Annotated in this window: 13 protein-coding genes; 3 read left to right on the forward strand and 10 right to left on the reverse strand. The window is 45.6% G+C overall.

Going from position 1 to position 21629, the window contains the following annotated elements; genetic code table 11:
* Positions 1–122: 122 nt before the first annotated feature.
* Positions 123–1679, reverse strand: coding sequence for a S41 family peptidase (locus DSL64_RS03950; RefSeq protein ID WP_115829355.1), 1557 nt, complete (start codon positions 1677–1679; stop codon positions 123–125).
* Between the two features lie 871 nt (positions 1680–2550).
* Between DSL64_RS03950 and DSL64_RS03955 the strand changes: the two genes are divergently transcribed.
* Positions 2551–3612, forward strand: a complete 1062-nt coding sequence (locus DSL64_RS03955; protein ID WP_115829356.1) for an IS110 family RNA-guided transposase — start codon at positions 2551–2553, stop codon at positions 3610–3612.
* A 569-nt stretch (positions 3613–4181) separates the two neighbouring features.
* Here DSL64_RS03955 and DSL64_RS03960 read toward each other — a convergent pair.
* The 8 genes from DSL64_RS03960 to DSL64_RS03995 form a co-directional block, all read right to left on the reverse strand.
* Entirely contained in the window at positions 4182–6875 is a 2694-nt protein-coding gene (locus DSL64_RS03960; RefSeq protein ID WP_229216946.1) for a PQQ-dependent sugar dehydrogenase, read from the reverse strand.
* 42 nt (positions 6876–6917) lie between these two features.
* Positions 6918–7745 carry an endonuclease/exonuclease/phosphatase family protein gene (locus DSL64_RS03965; RefSeq protein WP_115829357.1) on the reverse strand — a complete coding sequence of 276 codons (828 nt, stop codon included), beginning with the start codon at positions 7743–7745 and terminating at the stop codon, positions 6918–6920.
* Positions 7746–7816: 71 nt separating this feature from the next.
* Positions 7817–8926: a metallophosphoesterase gene (locus DSL64_RS03970; protein WP_115829576.1), complete on the reverse strand. Its 1110-nt coding sequence runs from the start codon at positions 8924–8926 to the stop codon at positions 7817–7819.
* 57 nt (positions 8927–8983) lie between these two features.
* Positions 8984–10387: a DUF5018 domain-containing protein gene (locus DSL64_RS03975; protein ID WP_115829358.1), complete on the reverse strand. Its 1404-nt coding sequence runs from the start codon at positions 10385–10387 to the stop codon at positions 8984–8986.
* Between the two features lie 32 nt (positions 10388–10419).
* Positions 10420–12015 (reverse strand): RagB/SusD family nutrient uptake outer membrane protein, encoded by a 1596-nt coding sequence (locus DSL64_RS03980; protein ID WP_115829359.1) that lies wholly within the window; start codon positions 12013–12015, stop codon positions 10420–10422.
* 34 nt (positions 12016–12049) lie between these two features.
* Positions 12050–15436 carry a TonB-dependent receptor gene (locus DSL64_RS03985; protein ID WP_199539324.1) on the reverse strand — a complete coding sequence of 1129 codons (3387 nt, stop codon included), beginning with the start codon at positions 15434–15436 and terminating at the stop codon, positions 12050–12052.
* Between the two features lie 213 nt (positions 15437–15649).
* Positions 15650–16777 (reverse strand): FecR family protein, encoded by a 1128-nt coding sequence (locus tag DSL64_RS03990; protein ID WP_115829361.1) that lies wholly within the window; start codon positions 16775–16777, stop codon positions 15650–15652.
* 143 nt (positions 16778–16920) lie between these two features.
* Positions 16921–17535, reverse strand: coding sequence for an RNA polymerase sigma factor (locus DSL64_RS03995; RefSeq protein WP_115829362.1), 615 nt, complete (start codon positions 17533–17535; stop codon positions 16921–16923).
* Between the two features lie 404 nt (positions 17536–17939).
* Between DSL64_RS03995 and DSL64_RS04000 the strand changes: the two genes are divergently transcribed.
* Positions 17940–19499 (forward strand): ADP-ribosylglycohydrolase family protein, encoded by a 1560-nt coding sequence (locus DSL64_RS04000; RefSeq protein ID WP_115829363.1) that lies wholly within the window; start codon positions 17940–17942, stop codon positions 19497–19499.
* A gap of 33 nt (positions 19500–19532) precedes the next feature.
* Positions 19533–20513: a Gfo/Idh/MocA family protein gene (locus DSL64_RS04005; protein ID WP_115829364.1), complete on the forward strand. Its 981-nt coding sequence runs from the start codon at positions 19533–19535 to the stop codon at positions 20511–20513.
* A 278-nt stretch (positions 20514–20791) separates the two neighbouring features.
* Here DSL64_RS04005 and DSL64_RS04010 read toward each other — a convergent pair whose 3' ends face one another.
* Complete coding sequence (locus tag DSL64_RS04010) at positions 20792–21535, reverse strand: SDR family oxidoreductase (protein ID WP_115829365.1); 744 nt, start codon at positions 21533–21535, stop codon at positions 20792–20794.
* Between the last annotated feature and the right edge of the window lie 94 nt (positions 21536–21629).

Raw genomic sequence — 21629 nt, forward strand, 5'->3', positions numbered from 1 at the left:
ATATCACTTCGAAACAGCTTCAGGAAAGTGATATTTACAGCTGATTGTCAAGTCGCAGAGGACAAATGAATTATAGCAGTCAGCAGATGCAATCACCGGCGTTGGATGGATAAATTGTCAGGTTATATAAAAGGTTGATTATTAAGATAATTATACTTCAAAAAGCAATGTTCAACTATTTTGCCAGAATTGTCAATGACTATAAGCACTGTCTCTCCATTCCATCCGCCTGTGCTCAGGTGAAGGCGTACGTAGTGATTATCTCCAAGCTTAATATGGTGGGCAACGGTTAAATTCCGGCCGTTTCCTCGTCGCCAGGGCCATACTGATTTTTTTCTTATCGGCTGCCTTAGTCCGACGTAGAACCTTCTTTCGGTATTATTTAGATGGAAGCTGGAGTCGGCTTGCTGCTCTCTTGCCACTCTTTGCTGCAATAAGCCGGATTCATCCATTTGGCCAAGTGTCTTACATTTATCTGCAAATGGAGTTAACAGGGTTGCGTCCTCCTCGACCAGTCCTATTGAATAAGCCGTAACATCACCGTAAGTTTTTGCCGGCAGCAGACTATCTGCATAAAAATTTACAGCAAGTTGCTCAAAACAGGTGGTTTTCAAAGCCAGTTCCTGTGAATGACTTTCCAGATACGACAAGCCGGTAATCAGACCCTTATCGGTACCTTGTGATAAATCTGTACGGGTGTGAATAACACCGATGTCGACCGGTACTCCATGCGCCTCATAGTTTTTCCGGCTACTACTTACCGTTTGCCCGTTTGATAATGCAACCTGCCATCCGTTGGGCAGCCGTTTTCCAAGCATAGGTGAAAAAATTCCATTTGTGTTTTCTCCGATTTGTTTTACGTAGGGGAATTCTTTCAGGTAAAGGGCAAAGTGGTCTGCAGCACTGATCGTGGATCCGCTTGTAAGCAGAATGGTCGGTTTTATAAGCTTATGCTCCCCGACGGGATTCATAAAATAGGGTTTCCAGCGACTGTACTCATGCTTCTTACTATTTATCCTGGTGCGCCCGTATCCCACCAACCGCTTTACCTCGGTCAGCCGTCCGGCGAGCGCTTCTACAAAAGCCGGAGATCCGCCTCCATTGATCCTGATATCAATAATCAGCCCTTTGATGTCGGCAAATTCAATAATCATTTCATCCAGTTGCGTGCAGAAATCATCTAAGCGCATTCCACCAAATCCGTTAAGCTGTAAGTAGCCAAGGTCTGCTGACCTGCAGTAGCCTCCAATGTCATAATGCTGGCTGCGAAACTTCTTGATGCTTCCGAATCCGTTCTGCAATAATACGTCGAAGGTTGTTTTCCGGAATTGAGCCTGTAAATCCTTTGTAGGGAACTCATCGAAAAATGGAGCATACTTTGCACTCGCGGGTAAATCTCCTGTTGGAGATATGACAACATGACCATCCCTGAGAGGCGATGTCATCTCATTGAAAATGGTCAGCAATTGTTCCTGCGAGGTCGATCCGTTTACTTTTGGCCGAAAAGCTGCATATTGTTTTTTCCAGTCAACATTACGGGTTTCAAAATGAGCATAATTTTTATCGAACAACTTCCAGAATACTTCAAAATTATGCTCGGGATCATTTCTGCCTGCTCCACCTGCAAGAGCGATGGTTTGAACAAGAATGGTAAAAATCAGGGCGGTTAAACATTTCATCTTGCAGATTGGATTAATGTTGGCCGGAAGGTGAGTAAATAAAAGACCCTCCTGGTGTGGATATACTTCATGAACTTAGGGAGCGTGGCACTGAAAGCTATGTCTCCACAGAATGTAGCGCAGACAGGGATCCTGCACCAGGTACCACTGTTTAACTGGAACGGCTTTTTTATAACTAGCTGAGCATTTTTTATGTAGGGGAAGTAACAGGAATAGGATTGCTTGTATTGGCAATCCTATTTTTGCTAATGTATTACCAAAGACAACCGTTCAGGTGCCGGGCTTTTACCCTTCCATAAGAAACTTTTCCCAAACCAGGAAGGGTACGACAGGCGACACTTCCCGTGGAAATTCAGCAAAAAATACTCTCAGATAAATTGACTGTCTGTCTGAACTTCGAGAATATGTTCAACACCCGGCAGGTTCCTGTCTCCCTGTACAGTGATTCTCTTTCTGTGGAGTCCCTCAATAAGCTTACTGCAAGGTATGTTAGCTGAAATTAGTCTGTAATTTCGGGTAATCATTTAAATCAGGACAGACCAGGAGAACCAGCTTAACTATCTATCCATCATAAAATATAACCAGAGCCTGCTCAGATCGAGGCTATGCAGCTTCGCTCAGATGCCGTCGGCGGGCTGTCTGCAACAGCTTGGCATAACAGAGAAAGAACTGCCCGGTAGCGACTTTCATTGCCCGGTGTAGTCAGAGTGTCGAAGATAATTTTGTAATCAGCAAGAGCTTGTCCAAGTATTTAGATATCAAAAAGGGTGACCGACTTTGATTGGAGTTTGTATGTTTGAAAATGAAAGCTTCGGATTAAGTTTCACAGTAACTTTAAGTTGACAGAAGTGATAACAAAAACCCGAAGCTCATGGAAACTAATTTAAGAAATTTTAGTGGAGAATCCATTTATGTAGGGATCGATTCTCATTTAAAAAGTTGGAAGGTAACGGTTATGTCCGATGAAATGGAACTACGTAACTTTACTCAAGAGCCAGACACTAAGAAGCTTTCTTTGTTTTTACATAGGAACTACCCAGGTGCAAATTTCAAATGTGTTTATGAAGCAGGATTTGCTGGTTTTAACGCGCAGAGAGAATTAACTTCTGAGGGAATCAACTGTATGGTTATCCACCCTGCAGATGTACCTACAACAGATAAGGAAAAACGTCAAAAAAGTGATCGTATTGATAGCCGAAAACTTGCCAGAGGTTTAAAGAATGGAGATTTCAAGTCTGTATTTGTACCAGAGATATTGCAGCAACAGGACAGGTCACTACTGAGAACTTATGACAAAATTATTCGGGATACTACCCGTGTGAAGAACCGGATAAAGTTCTTTTTGATGTTCTTCGGCTTGAGTATCCCTGATGAGTTTCAGGGGAAGAATTGGACAAAGGAATTCATTAATTGGCTAGAAAAGCTTAATCCCGGCGGCTATGGCAATTTAAGTCTTCAGATACTTTTGGATGAATACCGGATGCTCTCTAGCCAGACAATTTTATTACGGAAACAAATTAAAGAATTATCAGAGCAAGCAAGATATAAAGCGAATGCTGAACTACTAAAGAGTATTCCCGGAATTGGTACTTTGACTTCAATGATCCTGTTGACAGAGATCGGGGATATTAATCGCTTCGCAGGCCTAAATGAGTTGTCTGCATATTTTGGTTTGATTCCTAACTGCCATGATAGTGGCGAAACAAAGCGGGTGGGACGTAACACTAAGAGAGGGAATGTGTATCTGAAATATATCCTTGTCGAGGTTTCGTGGATGTCTATCAGATATGATTCATCTTTGCTTCTGACATACAAATCAGCTGTCAGAAAAATGGATAGCAATAAAGCAATCATTAAAGTCGCACGAAAGCTGCTCAACCGGGTCAGATTCGTACTTAAAAATAAAAAGCCATATCAAGTGAATATGGCCTAAAATCAGACATAGTCTATTAAACCATTATGCGGGTCAACGCTTGAGGGTGTCTGTGACGCTATCATGAAGGCTGTTCACTATTTTGAGTTTGCGTCCCGCATTTATATAACATAACAACAAGACTGTGACTCTTCACAAGAAGATGTTCACTAAGAGAAGTGTGGTTTATAGAATTTAAGGGATCCCGTTAAAATGAGATAACCTTTCAGGTTAACACATTTCAACGGGAGATTAATAACCTATTGTCAAAATCTAACAAATAAGCCTAAAATTTAATCCTGGACTTGTTTTTCAACATAGAAGACACCCTCATGACATTCTGTATATACAGATCCATAACAATAACAGAGCAATTAATGGCTCCCTGTGTCTACGGATGTTTTTCTTGCCGTAGTTTTAATCATGCGGACCCTGCTTCTGATGCATTCATAGTCTGCCTGCCAGGTCTACTAACATGCTGTAGTTTATCCAAGATCTGCTATAATACTGACTATCGCGGCATGTGAGAACAAGTCATACCCGGCAGGCATTTTTCTTACATACAATTAAATTCTGATTCTTCGTCCGCTTCAATCTATCTTCCTTTCAAAAAGCATCTTATCCAGATGAAACATGGTATCGGTCGGGTTCGGACCCGAAAAGACCAGGTATATATTATGCCTGCCGGCCGAGGGTTTCAAAGGGATTGTCACCTGCTGCCAACCGGTTTTCAGGTCACTGACCTGCCCTTTTTCAATGTCAATTGAACCGATTTCAGTTCCGTTAGAAGCATTGGACCGTACAGAAATATGTCCGCCTGCACCGTGCTTTTGCACCCACAGCCGGATGGAGCTTATATTTTTCAGATCGATATCGTCGTAGCGGACATACTTCCCATCCCTGATATTGGAAATGTAGGATACGTAACCTGTATTTAATGTCGCGATCACCACGCCTACATTACCCTGTGAATAATCTTCCATCTCAATCTGAGGACTACGCAGTACCACATGCACGCCTGCGGTAATGGGCTGGATTGCTTTGTTGCCCGCATCGGTATAGGATGCCTGCAGCACATAAGCCCCATTGTCTCCCTTGCCTAAATGCTTGTTCAAAGTTAATTTTCCATGCAGGGGCAGCATCGGCTGCTTCTCATTAAGGTGCAGGATGTAATTTGTAATTTCTGTTGCCTGCTCCAAAGACAGATTAGGGTGGGGGGGCATCGGATAGGAGCCCCAGCTGCCACTTCCGCCTTTTATGATTTTTACGGCAAGTACGGATACGGCACCTTTATTTCCTGAGTATTTTGCTGCAATTTCTTTCAGGGAGGGGCCGATCGACCGCGTCTGCACCGTGTGGCATGCCTTGCAGTCAAGACCGGAATATAACTTCCTTGTCTGGGTATAGCGTACATCTTCGCTACCTGATGAGAGTACGCTGGCCAGGTCCTTCCCAAAAGGCAGGTAATTAAAAGCGATCTTCAGGCGGTCTTTGGCGATCGGATTGTCCTCCTTGTCACTGACTGATATTTTGTAATCAAACTCAGCGTTGTCCCAGTAAAAACTTTGATTGGCTTGCGAGACTATTGCCACTTTTGGGGGCTGGTTACCTACCCTGATCTGGGATGCAGTTGTTGCGCTGGCCCCTTTGGAATCCGTAACAGTGAGTACAACATTATAAATGCCGGCTTTGGTGAATGTATATGTCAGGTCCCTGCCGCTGAATGTGAGGTTACCTATTGTCCAGCTGTATGAAAGCAGGTCTCCCTGATCAAAATCTTTGGATCCGGTTGCCGAAAGCTTCACTTTTAACGGCACAGCGCCGACCGGATCAGAAATGCTCGCAATGGCAACCGGCCTTCTGTTTCCTTCGCTGTATTCTACACGGATAATCCCCGAATCTGTATTTTTTGCAAACCAGTTGGTTCCATAGGCCAGAATGTAAATGGACCCGTCTTTGGCAATCTGCATATCCATGGGCGCTACAACGCGGAGCTGAGGCAGAAACGGCTCCATTGCAATATAGTTTCCGTTTTCGTCCATTGTTACTGCAAGCATCCATTTTCTGATCCAGTCGTATATCAGTAATTTACCGTTATAATACTGTGGTAATTTGTAGGGGGCTTCCGGATATAAATCACTGTAATAAACAGGTCCGGCCATTGCGCTTGCGCCACCGCGGTCTACCAGTGGCCAGCTTTTTGAGGGGCCTTTGCCATACCAGATAAAGGCAGGCTGTGCAGCCGGTAGATTTTTCAGACCCGTATTGTTTGGTGAACTGTTAACCGGATGTCCGGGGTCTTTTCCCGGGCCTTCTTTTTTTGTTTCAAAATCGTACCTGGGGAAAATCTCATTCGCCCCTAAAAAGTAGGGATAACCGAAAAATCCCGGCTGACGGGCCTGGTTGATTTCGTCGTAACTTAGTTTTCCCTCCCGGGCAGCTACTTCAGTGTCAGGTCCGACATCTCCCCAGTATACGAAGCCGTTTTTGGGATCAACAGACATGCGGAATGGGTTGCGGCAACCCATCACATAAATCTCAGCACGTGTATTGGCCTGGTTTTTTGCAAAAAGGTTTCCGTCAGGAATAGAGTATGTACCGTCGGGTTCAGGTTTTATTCTCAGTATTTTACCCCGGAGGTCATTGGTATTTGCAGAGGTTGCCTGTCCATCCGAAAGTTGCCGGCCCGGGCGCTCGTCTGTAGGGTTATGACCTTCAATCTCTTCGGCATTTGTATTGTCGCCGGTTGAAAGATAAAGTAAGCCTTTCGAGTCAAAGGTCAGATAGCCTGCTGAATGGCAACAGTAAGTCCTTTGAGTGGGAATTTCGAGCAGCACCTTTTTTGAGCCCATATCCAGTTTTCCTTCCCGGTACACGAAACGGGAAAGTTCACTGACATGTTTGTCTCCTCCGAGTCCATAGTAGAGATAGATCCAGTTGTTTTTTTCATAGTCCGGATCCGCTGCCACACCCAGCAAACCGTCTTCTATCCCGCTAAAAACATTCAGATGGGCAACTGTACTGAGTTTTTTATCCTTTGCATTGTAAAGCCTGAGTGCCCCTTTCCTTTCGGCAACAAGAACATCGTAGTCAGGTAGAATCGCCATTTGCATCGGTTCATCAAAACCTGAAGCCAATGTGCTGTAACTGAACCGGGTAGAGTCCGGCTTTTCTGACTGTACGTAACAGCTGGTCACAGAGATTTGTCTTTGTGTTTTTTCTGTGTAAAAAAGCAGCGACAGCAAGCCGAGCAGTCCGGCTGTCCAAAGTTTATAACTGGTCAAAATTTTAACGGTTTGGTTAAGGAATCTAAAAAGGAAAAGGATTTATTTTTTCTTTATAACCATTACCAGCGGCAGGTGATCGGATGCATAAGTTTCTGAAACGGTTTTATAGGAAAGCTTGTCATATTTTTTTTGCGCTTTCCGGCTCAAAAGAATATAATCCAGGGTTTTGCCAGGATTATCTGCAGGGAACGTAAGCGGGCACTGCCAGCAAGGAATTTCAAGATATTTACCCAGCTTCTGTATGATGGCGTTGTCGGGTGTTGTGTTCAGGTCAGCACCCAGGACGATGGGCAATCTGTTATATTTTTGAAGTATTTTGTTGAGCTGCGCGATCTGATAGCTGCGTTGCTGGTCACTGAGGTGATCCAGATGGGCCGATACAAATGTCATTTTACCCAAATTGGTTTTTACAGTGATCAAAGCGACTGCACGAATTTCGTTTTCCGGATTCGTTGAGATAACATTCAGACGAAAGCTTTTACTCTTTTTGATCGGAAACCGGGAAAGTATGCCCACACCGTAATCACCGTTGCTGCGGTCAACTGCTTTTGAAAAGTGATAGTACATTCCGGTAAGCTCTGCAAGTTTTCTGGCCTGGTTGATGTCCTTTCCGGACCGGTCAGTAAAAGCATCGACTTCCTGCAAAGCAACAAGGTCCGGTTTCTGTTTTCGTATCACTTCCGCAGTAGCAGCCAGGTCTGTATAGCCCCATCCCTTTGAGGGGGGACTGGCAATCCGGATGTTGTAAGACATCACTTTGAGCGAGTCAGTAGCAGAGCCGGCATTTTGCGCCTGTGCCGGTAGCTGTGGCTGTAATGCCAGCAGTATTAGCAGGCACAGAAGAAGCTGTTTGGTCGAAGCGGTCATTTTTTAATGTTTAGTGTCGGACAAAATGCCTGATTGGCCGGTGGCGTCAGTTGTCTGGAAATAGGCCGCACTCATTCAATGTAGAATTCGTACTGGTCATAAGAGGCGGTACGCCATGCCAAATGTCTTGTAGAAGGAGATATGGCAAACAAAGGGGAGAAGGTTCTGACCTTTACGGTCTTCTGGTCCGGTAAAAATTCCAGAATTCTTATCCAGCCATCACCTCCGTTGCCACGCCAGTTTCCACCTTCATTTTGCGCATTAAAGAGCATTTGATTAACCACTTTTCCGGCACCATTTTCGTCGGTGCGGAAACCTACATGTCCGGCATGGGTTGGCTGGTCGATAACATGGCCGCAAATCACCATTCCGATATTTGAGGACGGCCTGACAAGTGAGTCCCAAAGCTGCCTGCCAAGTGTAACATCGGTAAAACCGGGAGGATAGTCCTCTTTAACGATATGTTCGTTGTCTTTAACTGTGGATCTGATGTAACTGTGCGTGAGTATCAACCCCAAATGGTTTTTGAATTGCGCGCGTGCCGATACGCTCCTGGCCCAGTCAACAATTGTTTTTCTGGGGGCAAATTCAAGAGAGAAAATGAGCATTGGTTTACCGAATGCAGGTTTAAATTCATAACAGGCATTTTCCAGAGTTTTTACGCCTTGGCCGTTTGCTGCCATTTCGACAAGAATTTTCTTGTTCAAAGCATTTTTATCGAGTGGAAAATAGCTGTTGAACTGCGAGTATCGGTTTTCGCTGCTGCCTGTTCCATAATCATGGTTACCTGTGCAAAGAATGTAGGGGACTTTTCCATCCAGCTTTCCGAATGCATTGCTGACAGCTTCCCACTGGGAGGTGCTTAGCTGATCGCCGTTTTCCTTTGTCAGCTCTGTAATGTAATTCTGTTCGACCAAATCGCCTGTGCATAGCACCATTCCGATGTTCAGCTTTTCGCGGTTGTCCTCTATCCAGGAGGTGATAAGCCCGAGCAGTGGCTGATTTCGTTTGAACTTGGTATACCCTTGCGTATCCGGCACGATCACAACAGACCACGATCCTTTTTCAGTGAGAGCAGGAGCCGTATATTGCTGGGCATGAGTGGAAAAGGTAAGAAATACAAGGGCAAGCCCAATCCCGATTACCGAAAACTGTTTCGGTATTAACCTGTGAATGTTCATCTTCATTAAGGGATAAGCAGCTTCCCGGCATCACTGGCCGGGAAGCTGTTGTCAAATTTAAGGCTTGTTGTACTTCATTTTGTAAACCATGATACCTGATGTGGTGACAGCATTGGTAGCCATAGTTGCGTAAAAGTAGATTTCATCACCTCTTACGTCGGCCACTATGTCGCCATAACGGTTGTAATTGGTGCCACCATATGCCTCGGATTCAAACAGCATAAAATCAGAATAGCCACCTGCACCGGGAAGAAGGCTGAATCTGGTAGGGTCCTTTGTCTGGAATACCTTCACGTGCGTTGCATCCCATGCATAGTAGCCCTGTGTGAGCATGGATGTAAATTCTTCTCCTTGCAAAGTGAAAGTATCAAAACCCAATACTTTGTAATAGTGATTTTGTTTGGCCATTGCAGTCACTTCCATGTCAGGTGTAAAGGACACAAAGCGGCTTCCCTGTGTCAGGTTTGGATCCGCAGCATTGTAGTTGCAATAAGTAAAGTAGTGCTCTGAGTTTGGGTCCAGCGACTTACGTTGTACAGCGGCAAAAGTCCATGCTTCGGCAGCGGCGTAACGCATAATGGTGGGTTCCTGTTTTAGCGCAACGCCGTCAAGGAATTCCCAATAGTATATGCTGTTATTGCCATTGGTGGTTGCATATACGAAGGCCTTACCATTTTTCAGGTTCCCGATCACGCTCACTTTACGGCCTAAATTGACCGGGCACCCGGCAGCTGCTGTGTAATTCAGTATTTGTTTTGGTTCACTGTCCACATTGTCATAATAGTAAACCACAAACCCGGCAGAGTAAATGTTATAACGGTTAATGATGAAATGACCTGCATCATCTGCGGTAACCTGCATACAATAGGTAGTAGGAGGAGCTATTGACTTTACAAGCTCGCCTGTATTCTTGTTTAAAACGCGAATTCCGTTATCCGGCCCGGTTGCCCCGCCATTAAAATCAGCAACAAGCAAATATTCACCGGCAACCGCTAAACCGGAAATGTTGGTTCTTTTAATGCCGAGAACATCACTGGTTTTAAACCAGAGTTTTGAGAAAACAGTCTTGGGAAGACTCGGCACCACTTTTACGATGAACCGTGCCACAGATCCGTCAGAATTGGTTACCTTGATATGTACCGGTTTTGTGAAGTCCATGATCCCGCCAAGCGCCGGTTCAATAATGCTGTTGTGATCCAGGCTCGCAAATGGTTTAAGCTGACTGGGATCCAGGGGATGCTCTTCAGTTGAAGGTACTTTAACCGTAATGGTATCTCCGTCCCGGTAAGGGCCGGCCACTGTGGCCGCATATTCTGTTGGCTGATTTGGAACCGCTACTGAAAAATTCATCAGCCCCTTTCTGGCAGTAACACCTTTATTGAGATCCGCCTGCTCACAGGAAAAAAGCAGTATCATGCATCCAAGCCAGCATGCAGTCTGATATATATATGATCGTTTCATTTTTTGCTTATTGATTTAGAATACAGGATCTTTTACTTCCACTCGTCAAATTGCTCAACCAGCGCGTTCCGCTGCAACTCAACAGAGGGTATCGGAAAGCGGTTATAGCGCGGTAGATAGATGCGCTTTCTGCCGTTATCAGCATCCACCTCTTTATAGGTGAATGTGCCGGCAGGTGCAGCAACAGGGACGCGTCCTGTAATCATGATGCCATTCAGTGCTGTTCTGGCAAGGTCCCATCGGCGAAGGTCCCAGTAACGATGCCCCTCGAAAGCGAGTTCAATCATACGTTCGTGACGAAGCAGCTTCATGAAATCCTCTTTGCTGCCTGCGGTCAGGTCCTGTTTAAAACCTGCTCTTTTACGTACTTTGTTGAGTGCTTCAAGCGCGCCGGACAAGTTGCCCTGCTCGGCCATTGCTTCTGCCTTTATCAAAAGTATTTCGGCGTAACGCATGAAGTAAAAAGTGAACTCTCCCGGCTGGAACCCAAGATCCTGTGTTTTAACGCTTCCATCAAAAAACTTTCTCATGTAGTATCCTGTGCTGGTCGTGCCCCCGCCTATCGCATACCCGTCTACGCCGCCTTCAACTGTACTGATCGTGCGGCCCTTCCAGGATGCACCGTTGTAAAGAATGGAAGCATAGAAACGAGGCTCCCGGCCTTCATAGGGTTTTTTGGCCTTGGCTGTATCAGCCCAGCTGAAACCGCTTCCATCTGCCATCTGATACTGCGAAACCAGATTTTCGGTAGGGCTTATCTGCGCGTATCCCTTATCTCCGGGAGGGCAGAAGAAATAGTCAAATGAATAACCAAAGTTGGGTGACGAGTAGGCAAATTCCAGAATACTTTCCTTGTTTTCCAGGTGCTGGGCACGCTTCATCTGAAACAGCTTTTCGTAGTCAGGGTACAAATCATAAAGTCCCAGTCCGTCCAGCGCTGTTATGGCCTCTGTTACAACATTCCAGCGTTTTGCATACAACATCGCTCTTGCCTTTAATCCAAGGGCAGCTCCCTTTGTAAGTTTTCCGGCTTTGGTAGCTGGCACAGTGGCTGGCAGGTTTGCAGCTGCAAAATCAAGATCTGTTGAAACAAAATTCCATACTTCTTCCGGTGTGCTCAAAGACCGCTGTGAACCATCAGGCAGTTTATCATAAATTATGATGCTTGCCCCGTAACGTTTTGCAAGCTCAAAGTTGACGTAAGCTCTGAAAAAGCGGACTTCAGCTTCTGCCCGCAATTTGATATCTGCTGGTAACCTGTCACCATTTGTCTTGATACCATCCAAAAACTCGTTGCAGGTCCTGATCCAGTTATAGCCCCAGTCCCAGTTGCCAAGGGGATTTTCGCCGGGAGTAATAAAGGATGAGCCGAGCGCGAAAAGGTTTGAGCTTTCGGAAGGGGTATTCTTTTTTAGAATATCTGCGAAAGCATCCTGATTTACATGAGATGTATAGTAGGTTTGTCCGATGAGCGGGTAGAACTTATTCAAAGAGAGTTCAAGGTTTGCCTCACTTGACCAGGCAACCTGCTCGCCGTATACATCCGTAAGCTCAGGGTCAATATTACAGCCTGATAACACCATTAGGAACCCGACTGTAAACAGGTTGATTTTAGTAAAGAATTTCATGATATATAAGTGGTAATATATGAAAGCCAGTTAGTTAAAAAGACAGACTTAAACCAGCCTCAACCAGCTTTTGCTGAGGATAATAACCCTGGTTAACATCGGGCATTTCGGGATCAAGATATTCGAGCCCGCTCAGGGTAAATAAGTTACTGGCCGAGACGTGCACACGAAGGTTGTCGATTTTGAGCCTTTTTGTAATCGTTGGTGGCAGTGTGTAACCGATCTGCGCGCTTTTCAGGCGGACATAAGAGGCATCTTTGATCCACCAGGAAGAAAATTTACCTCCGCTTTGCGCTGAAATTGTACTCAGACGTGGATACTTAGCATTGGTGTTTTCTGGTGTCCAGGCTCCTTCAGCCAGATATTTGGGCGCGTTTCCATCCTGATAAAACGCCATGGTATAGAACGTGTTGTCATATACCTCCGAGGTGGAGTACAGACCCGACAATGCCACGTCAGCCATGGCTGCTCCCTGGAAAAACAGATTGAAGTCGAATGCTTTGTATCCGCCGCCCACGTTAAGACCGAACATCATCTCCGGGGTGCTGCTGCGCCCGATCACGGTCCAATCCTGGTCCCACGTGATTTTGCCATCGCCATTCAGATCTTTCAGTTTCACTTCACCCACTCTTGACGGGCCGAACAGTGCGCTGTTGGCAATTTCTTCTTCACTCTGGAAAAGCCCGTCTGCGACAAAACCGTATTTCATTCCGATCTGGCGGCCGGTACGCCTGAGGTGATCAGGTACATTTACATTTTCTGTGGTTTCAATAACCTTGTTACGGGCCCAGGATACGTTTCCACGCACATTATAATAGAAATCGCCGATGCTTTTGCGGTGCGTAACGATCAGCTCGAATCCGCGGTTGTCTACAATTCCGGAATTTACCCTTGCTGGAAAATATCCGCCCATTGAAGGCGGCATCAAACCACTCTGAGCTTGCAGAATATCCTTTGTGACGTTGTAAAACACGTCGGCTTCCAGTCCAAGCAGCCCGTTCCACAGCGTACTTTCAAAGCCCGCATTGTAGGTTGTGGTAGTTTCCCACCTGATATCGGCATTGGGAACTCCTGTAACACCCAGAGACCGGACCAGCTTGTCACCGATCATCGCTACCGGATTGGCGCCCATTTGCATGGTTCGCAGGTAAGCGTAGTTGCCTACTGCATCATTTCCAAGACGTCCGGTGGATGCCCTTAACTTCAGGTCATTGACAAAATGCGCGTTTCTTTTGAAAAAATCTTCGTCCGATATCCGCCACCCTACTGCAACAGCCGGGAACAGACCCCAGCGGTTATTGGCCGGCAGGCGTGTAGACCCGTCATATCTTCCGGTAAATTCCATCAGATATTTTCCTTTGTAATCATAGGTAAGCCGTGATACATATCCTGCGCGGTGAAACATCTTATGTCCGCCTTTGACAAGATCGTCGATCACTTCCTCTCCCCAGTTCAGATCCATAATGTCAGTGATGGGAAAGCCACGGCGGCCGCCGGAAAGGGAGGTTTCGTTTTGGCGGATGTATTCATACAATAACATACCACCGACTTTATGTGCTCCGAAGGTCCGGTTGTAGTTGACCGATGGCTGAATGGTTGTTTGCCATGAATCAGCAAACCACTGGTTAATGGTTGCATTTCCGGTCAGAGCGTGCCGGGCGTAGGTTTCTGTGAAGTTTCTGGTTGTGTTGTTGTATACCGAAAGCAAGTAGGGTAGCAGGGCAGATTTACGCATGCTGTATCCCTTGTCGAGGCCACCGTTTACTTTCAGGTTAAGCCCCTGTATGCCGGGGATGTCATATGTAAGTGAAATATTTCCCTGGACACTGCTGGATCTGGTATCCTGTTTCCCTGACAAATCCCTGGCAGCAAGAGGATTTTGATTTCCGTTTCCTGTATTGAAGCTTCCGACTGGCATCCCGTTGGCGTTGGTGGCCCGCAGGAAAGGATAGGACATCATTGCCTGGCTGAATATGGATGCATAGGAATTACCGTTACCCGCCGATAATCCAGGTTGGTTAGTGGTTTCATCCCGGACTGCAATCCCGAAGGAAGCTTTAAAACGTTCAGCTACCTGGGCATCAATATTGGTCCTGAAGTTGTACCGGTTGTTGCTGGTACGTGCAATGATCCCTTGCTGATTATAGGATCCAACCGAAACAAAATATTTGAATTTATCCGAGCCTCCGTTCAATGAAAGGTTATTTGTGTAAATAGGAGCAACGCTTTTGAAGAGCATGCCAAACCAGTCCGTATTACCAAAAACACCCTGCGGATCTCCATTTGTGATCCGGTCTATTTCTTCAGTTGTAAAGCGTCTGCCAGTTTCAGCGATACCATCCATCTGCTGAGCTTTATCGTACCATTTTGCATATTCCGGACCGTTTAAGAACTCCGGAAAACGGGTGTTTGAACTGAGCGCAAGCGATGAATTGAAGGTAATCGTCGGTTTTTGAACAGTACCGCGTTTTGTGGTTACCAGAATAACACCGTTCGCTGCCCTGGCTCCGTAAACGGCCGCAGAGGCTGCATCTTTCAATACTGTGACCGATTCGATTTCATCCGGATTTATGGAAGGGAACCCGCGCTCAATTCCGTCAACAATGATAAGGGGGGAACTGCTGCTGAGAGTGTTCATTCCACGCACAAGAAGAGACGCACCGTCAGAACCGGGCTGGCCACTCGCCTGCCGGGTAATCAAACCGGGCAGGCGGCCCTGCAACATAGAAGATAAGTTTGCCGTTGGCGCGGTTTTTAATTCTGCCGAGCTGACCTGAACCACGGAAGAAACCAGACTCTGTTTTGTGGTCGAACCGTAACCCAGTACCACAACATCATCGAGCGACTTGTTTTCCGCCAGAAGCACGATGTCAATATTGTTATTTTTTCCGACTGTCACTTCCCGGGACACAAAGCCGATATAGGATACAACAAGGATACTTCCTTCCTCAGCCTGTAACAGGAACAGTCCTTTGGAGTCTGTCGTAGTACCCTGTCCCTGGCTATTTTTGATCAGAATGGAAGCTCCTATCAAAGCGTTTCCGTCTTTATCATAAACCGAACCGGTGATGGGAATACGCAGATCCGCCTTTTTTATGTCTGCTTTAATGGCTGGTTTAAGCTCCGGTTTTTTTCGGATCAGTACCGTAGACTTGTCGATTGTATAATACAGCGGCTGACCTTCCAGACAAGCATCGAGTATGGTGGTAACCGGTGTATTTACAGCTTGGATCGTAACGTTTCCGGTATGTTTGAGATCGTCAGAAACATACAGTATGTCTATGCCTGCCTTCTTTTTAAGCAAACGAAAAACCTCCTTGACCGATACGTTTCTTACATTGATACTGGCGTTTTGCCCGTAAACAGCCGCAGCAGTTACCTCCAGTACGCCGCAGAGCACCATGATGACACATAGTTTCATAATGAGAATTAATTTCACCCGGACCGAAAACTTGTTTCGAGCTCCGGGTAATGGCCTTTCTTTGTACATTTGCTACAATAGGTTACCGGTTGATTGAAATTGTTCACTGCACTTTCTTTTTGATGAGGACCTACCACAGCTTTCCGAAGCTGTCGGGCCGGGAGTGTTCGAGCACTTCCGGCTTTTTTCAATCCGGGGTCTGGATGAGCGTTTTTATTTCATGATGGTGATCTTTTTGCCCTGTTGTTTAAATTGAATATTACTTAATTGCTGTAAATAATTCAGTAAGCCGTCCAGGCCCTTTGATTTGGAAAAAGTTCCGCCAAACTTGTTATCCGGTATGGCTCCCTGGTACTCAACTTCGACATCATACCAACGGGAAACCATCTTCATGACTGACTTCAAGTCTTGATCTTCGAAGACAAAATATCCTTCTTTCCAGGCCAGGGCGCTTTCCAGGTCGACCTTTCCGAAAGTGATATCACCCGAAGCACTGCTCACCGACTGCTGTCCGGGAATTAAAGCTCTTTGGCTGTTGCTGTTTGAAACAATAACGGCCCCTTCGGCAAGTGTAGTGGTAACCTGCAGGTCATCTTCATAGGCTGACACATTGAAATGAGTTCCGGTTACAAGTATTTCGGTTCCGTTGGAAATGACCCTGAAAGGCCGCTTTTTATCCTTGGCAACCTCAAAATAAGCCTCGCCTGTCAGCTGTACAACCCGCTCGCTGTCGGCATTGCCCGCAGGATAGCTTATGGTGGTGGCAGAGTTTATCCATGCTTTTGTACCATCGGACATTGTGATCTGGAAAGTGCCTCCTCTGGGAACCGCCAGGGTGTTTCTGCCGGCGGGTGTTGAATGGTTACTTTCGGATTGATACTCCAGGGCGCCATTACTGTTTTTTAATACACGACTCGGGCCGTCGCTTGCCACTAAGCCGTTGGCAGCACCATCAAGCAGTACTGACGACCCGTCACTGAGCGTCAGCATAGCCTGTTTGCTTCCAGGTGCCACTGCGATCTGATGGAAGGGTTGTAGAGAAAGTTGCTTTTGATCGGATAAGTAAAAATACCAGCCTGAAAATAGCATCAATAACACCGATGCAGCAACGCTGATGTAGGGCCACAAGCGATTCTTCTTCTGCTCCGGCTCTTCTATTGCGGCTGTAATCCCCTTTAAAATGTCAGCCTTGATATTTTTTTTATGAGCCGGATCCCTCCATTGCCAGTCTGACTGCCCGGAGGTGATGTCAAACCACAGCTCAACAGATTCTCTTTCCTGCTCAGTGCAGTTGCCTTCGCGGTAGCGCTTTAAAAGTTCTTTTATTTCTTCTTCGTTCATACTTGCTATCTGGGCCAGGTCGCGTGCGGATCGCAGCTTTTTTTGTCTCTTTTACAGAAGAGTCAAAACAGACTGGCAGGTAGTAGGTAATCCGAGAAAAAGTTTAATTTATTTTTGAGATAGCTCCTGCAGGACAGAATTTTCTACATTTTCGAAATTGTACACAGTAAAATGGTCGTCCACATATGCTGTTCGTCGAGCTTAAATCGAAGATATTTTAGCGCATTGTGTATTTGTTTCTTGACGGTTTTGTCAGAAATATTGAGTCGTTCAGCAATTTCAGCGTAGGACAGTTGCTCCTTGCGACTCAGTAAAAAAACCTCACGCATCCGCTCTGGAAGACGTTGTATATGAGATTCAATAAATGTTTCCATTTCAGAGCCGATCAGATCCAGTTCCGGCGAATGATCATAGTCTTTGAAATATTGAAGAAATGAAGTTTTGTATTTTTCCTGTGAAAGCTGCAGACTGATGCTGCGCAGGGACTTGTAGCGTGCAATGGAAAACAGATATGATTTAAGCGACTGAATATTGGCTAGATCGCCGCGTTTCTGCCAGATGGCAATAAATGTTTCCTGGACAATGTCGCTTGCCTCCTGCTCGTCGCTTAACACTTTAACCACGTAGATATAGATTGCTTCCCAATAACGATCGTACAGCTCAGTCAACGCGGTATCGCTTCCCTCATTGATCAAATTGAGAAGGGTTGAATCCGTAGCGTTGGTCAGCCGATATTTACTGTAAATAAAATCTGTCACCGCAAATCAGGTAAGTAGTAAGGTTCTGACGGTTTTTTAGTTTAACCTGAGCAGAATGGGTTATTGCGCTGCAAGTTATTGGAAAATTTCTCTTAATACTGGTTAAGTAAATGTTAAATTTTGCTGTTTGGGGTTCATGCAAATGTAAAGTTTGGTTTCTTACCTGATAGTGAAATTTTAGTTTTTACAACTGCCAATGTGCCAAATATATGCCTGTTGGTGTTATGGTGCGGTTTTTGAAGATTTGATTTTTTTTCGCTTTTGGCATACTACCACCCCCAGCAATCCTGCACATAGTCATAGACCGCAACATATTTATGTGTCAGATGCCAACGTTGCCGGCAGAGTCTTTAACGCCTGTTCGCATTTGTGTCTGCGGGAATACTATTCCTAAATTCTTTAAAATGATCGACCTGTTTAAGCTTAAAAAGTGGGCTGTTTTCCTTTTATTACTTCTTGGGAGCTTCATCTCAACGCTTTCGATTGCACAAACGGGCAAAGATTCCGGAAAACAGAATCCTGCTCTTGCCATATCCAAAGAGAATCTGAAAGACAAAATAAAGGGTGGCTGGGCAGGCCAGACAATTGGTGTAACTTTTGGCTGGCCTACTGAGTTTGTCTACCTGGGAACATTCATGCAGGATTATCAGCAGATTAAATGGCATGATGATTACGTCAATGAAGCTATGCGCGTCTTTCCGGGTTTGTTCGATGACATCTACATGGATTTAACCTTTGTAAATACTTTCGAAAGGCTTGGACTTGATGCACCTGCCGACTCGTTCGCCCATGATTACGCGCATCGTGGTTATGAGCTATGGCATGCCAACCAAGCTGGCAGGTATAACATTTTGCAAGGTAAAAAAGCACCTGAGTCCGGTCACTGGCTCAACAACCCGCATGCGGACGATATAGATTTTCAGATCGAAGCCGATTTTGCAGGACTGATGAGTCCGGCCATGCCGAACACAGCGTCAGAGATTTCCGACCGGATCGGACATATCATGAATTATGGTGATGGCTGGTATGGCGGGGTGTTTGTAGCTAATATGTACGCGCAGGCATTCAAAAGTAAAGATATCAAGGTAGTGGTTGGTGAAGCTTTGAAAGTAATTCCAGCCCGCAGTAAGTTCTATCAATGCATTTCAGATGTGGTAAACTGGTACAAAAAGTATCCTGACGACTGGAAACAAACCTGGTTTGAGCTGCAGAAAAAATGGGCTGAGGAAGTGGGTTGTCCCGACGGAGTTTTTCATCCGCTGGATATTGACGCGAAACTCAATGCGGCCTACGTGGTGATGGGATTGCTTTATGGCAACGGAGATTTTACAAAAACGATGCAGATTACTACCCGGGCCGGCCAGGACTCGGACTGCAATCCGTCCACTGCGGCAGGGGTGCTCGGAACGATGATCGGATACAGCAACATACCCGCTTACTGGCTTAATCCGGTTAAAAAGGCTGAGGATAAAAATTTCAGTTACACTGATCTTTCCTTGAATAAAACCTACGAATTGAGCTTCAGGCACGCTCTGCAAAACATAGAGGCAAATGGCGGCAGCATAAAAGGTGACCAGATTTTGATTCCTGTGCAGATCCCAAACACTGTTGCTTTTGAAGAAAGCTTTGCCGGACATTATCCAAGGGAAAAAGTGACACACAACAAGCTGAGTGGTGAAAGGCTTGTGCTGAAAACCCAGGGGATTGGGTTCGTGCTACGCGGACATCTGCGGAAAAAAAACTATGGTGCTCCAAATAAAGTAATACGTGCAAAACTATTCGTTGATGGCGTTGAGCTGGAGGAATCTGGTTTTTCAACAGTCCCCACAGCGCGTAAAACTGAACTTTTCTGGCGATACAATCTCACAGAGGGCAGTCATCATGTGGAAGTGATAGTAACCGATCCAAGTCCTGATTACGAGTTTGTCCTGACTGAATCACTTGAATATGATGCAAAGAAGTAGCGTAAAAAGTAGCTGTTAAATCAGATTAAAAGGATGGAAAGAAGAACATTTATACAAAAGTCTGTTGCACTCGCCGGGGGCATGTTGGCAGCAAACAGCACCTTCGCCAGAGAAGATTCTGTTATTTTAGGTAAACGAATCGGAATCATCGGGCTTGACACGAGTCATAGTGAGGTATTTACCAAAATTATCAATAACAATTTGATTGACAGCCAGGGATTCAAGGTTGTCGCAGCATATGCAGATGGAAGCAGGGATATACCGTCTGCTCTAAAAATGAAACCTGCTGTCACCAATGCTGTAAGGCAGATGGGAGTCGAAATTGTAGATACAATCGATGATTTGCTTGGGAAAGTAGATGTATTGCTTCTTGAAAGTAATGACGGGCGTGTACATCTTAACCAGGCAATGCCTGTTTTTAAAGCGGGTAAACCTGTTTTTATTGATAAACCACTTGCTGCAAACCTGAAGCAGGCAGATGAAATCTTCAGACTGGCTGCCGTCTGGCACACTCCGGTATTTACATCTTCCGCATTGCGGTTCGAGAAAAATGTGCAAAGTATAACGAATGGAACGATCGGAGAAGTAACCGGTGCAGATGTCTACGTTCCGGCTGATATTGATCCGGGCCATCTGGACCTTGCGTGGTATGCAATACATGGTGTGGAGATGTTGTTTACCGTACTGGGACCAGACTGCAGATCGGTTTCAAGGGTGTACAGTGAAGGTACGGACTTGGTGATCGGGCAATGGGAAAATGGTGCTATCGGAACGTTGAGGGGAATAAGAAAGGGCGCATCGGGAATTGCAGGGACTGCCTTCGGGTCCCGTGGAATTGCTAAACTTGGTCCTTTTGAGACCTACAATCCACTTGTTGAGCAAATAATAATGTTTTTTCAAACCGGAAAGCCACCTGTGGCAGCAGCGGACACCATCGCTATGTTCCGCTTTATGGAAGCAGCGGATTTAAGTAAAGGGAGGGGAGGAAAGCCTGTCACTTTATCAGATTTGTAGTCTGTACAGCAACTGGTTCCCTGACCGGATTACACGGTGCTTGAGGCACCTTGGGATCTGGTCAGGGTTCCTAGGGGCCCGGGGATGGAATACTCCCCGGTAAGATATCAGTGTATGAGCTGAAAAGTTGTAACTTTTTTACAGATTGAGGGGCGCTTTCCGAAATCAGACGCTACCGCAACAAAAGCAAGATAGTTAGTTAGAACCAGGCCTGGATATCTTTATGCGACTTTTAGAAGGAGTAGCAGGTGTTTGTGCTGTTTGCTGTAAGGCCCGAATCACCTGCGTGCATACGTTGTATAGCCTCCATCGGCCAGAAGCTCAGTCCCTGAAATAAAGCTGGCATCATCTGAGGCCAGAAACAACACGGTTTTGGCGATTTCATCTGCATGTCCCAGGCGTTGCATAGCAGTGGCAGTGGTTAAGTACTGTTTTGCTTCAGGGGTTACGGCACCTTCCAGACCCGGGGTTTGAACTGGACCCGGACTTACGATGTTTACACGGATCTTTTTCGGGGCCAGTTCATTGGCTGCTATCTGTGCTATTTTATTTACAGCCCCTTTTGTTGCAGAATAAATGGCCGATCCCAGGTTTGCTGCTGTCGCAACTGTTGAGGACGTGAAAAGAACTGATGAACCTTCACTCAGATACGGCAGCAACTTTTGCAAGGTAAAGAAGTAGCCCTTCACGTTTGTATTGAACTGCAGGTCAAAATCAGTTTCTGTCACCAGTTCAAGCGGAGAAAAGACTGCTACCCCTGCATTCAAAAAAAGAACATCGACCTTGATCCCACTTTGAGAAATCGTTTTTTCCAGGACTGATATGCCTTTGAGTTCAGATGTATCGGAAACTACCGTTTTTAGTCTCGAATTGTTGATTTCTGCTGCTGCCTTTTGCAGATTATCCTCTTTTCTACTGGTTATCCACACGTTAGCTCCCGCGCCTATGAATGCTTTTGCTGCTGCCAACCCGATACCGGTACTGCCACCGGTAATGACTACATTTTTATTGGAGAAATTCATTTCTGTTTGTGTTTGTTTGTGAGGCAAAACTAGTTTGTGTTTGTTAATTATGGTAACTTTGTTACAAAAAGTAACAGTAACATCGAAGTAACAA

It is taken from the genome of Dyadobacter luteus (assembly GCF_003383615.1).
Lineage (GTDB): Bacteria > Bacteroidota > Bacteroidia > Cytophagales > Spirosomataceae > Dyadobacter > Dyadobacter luteus.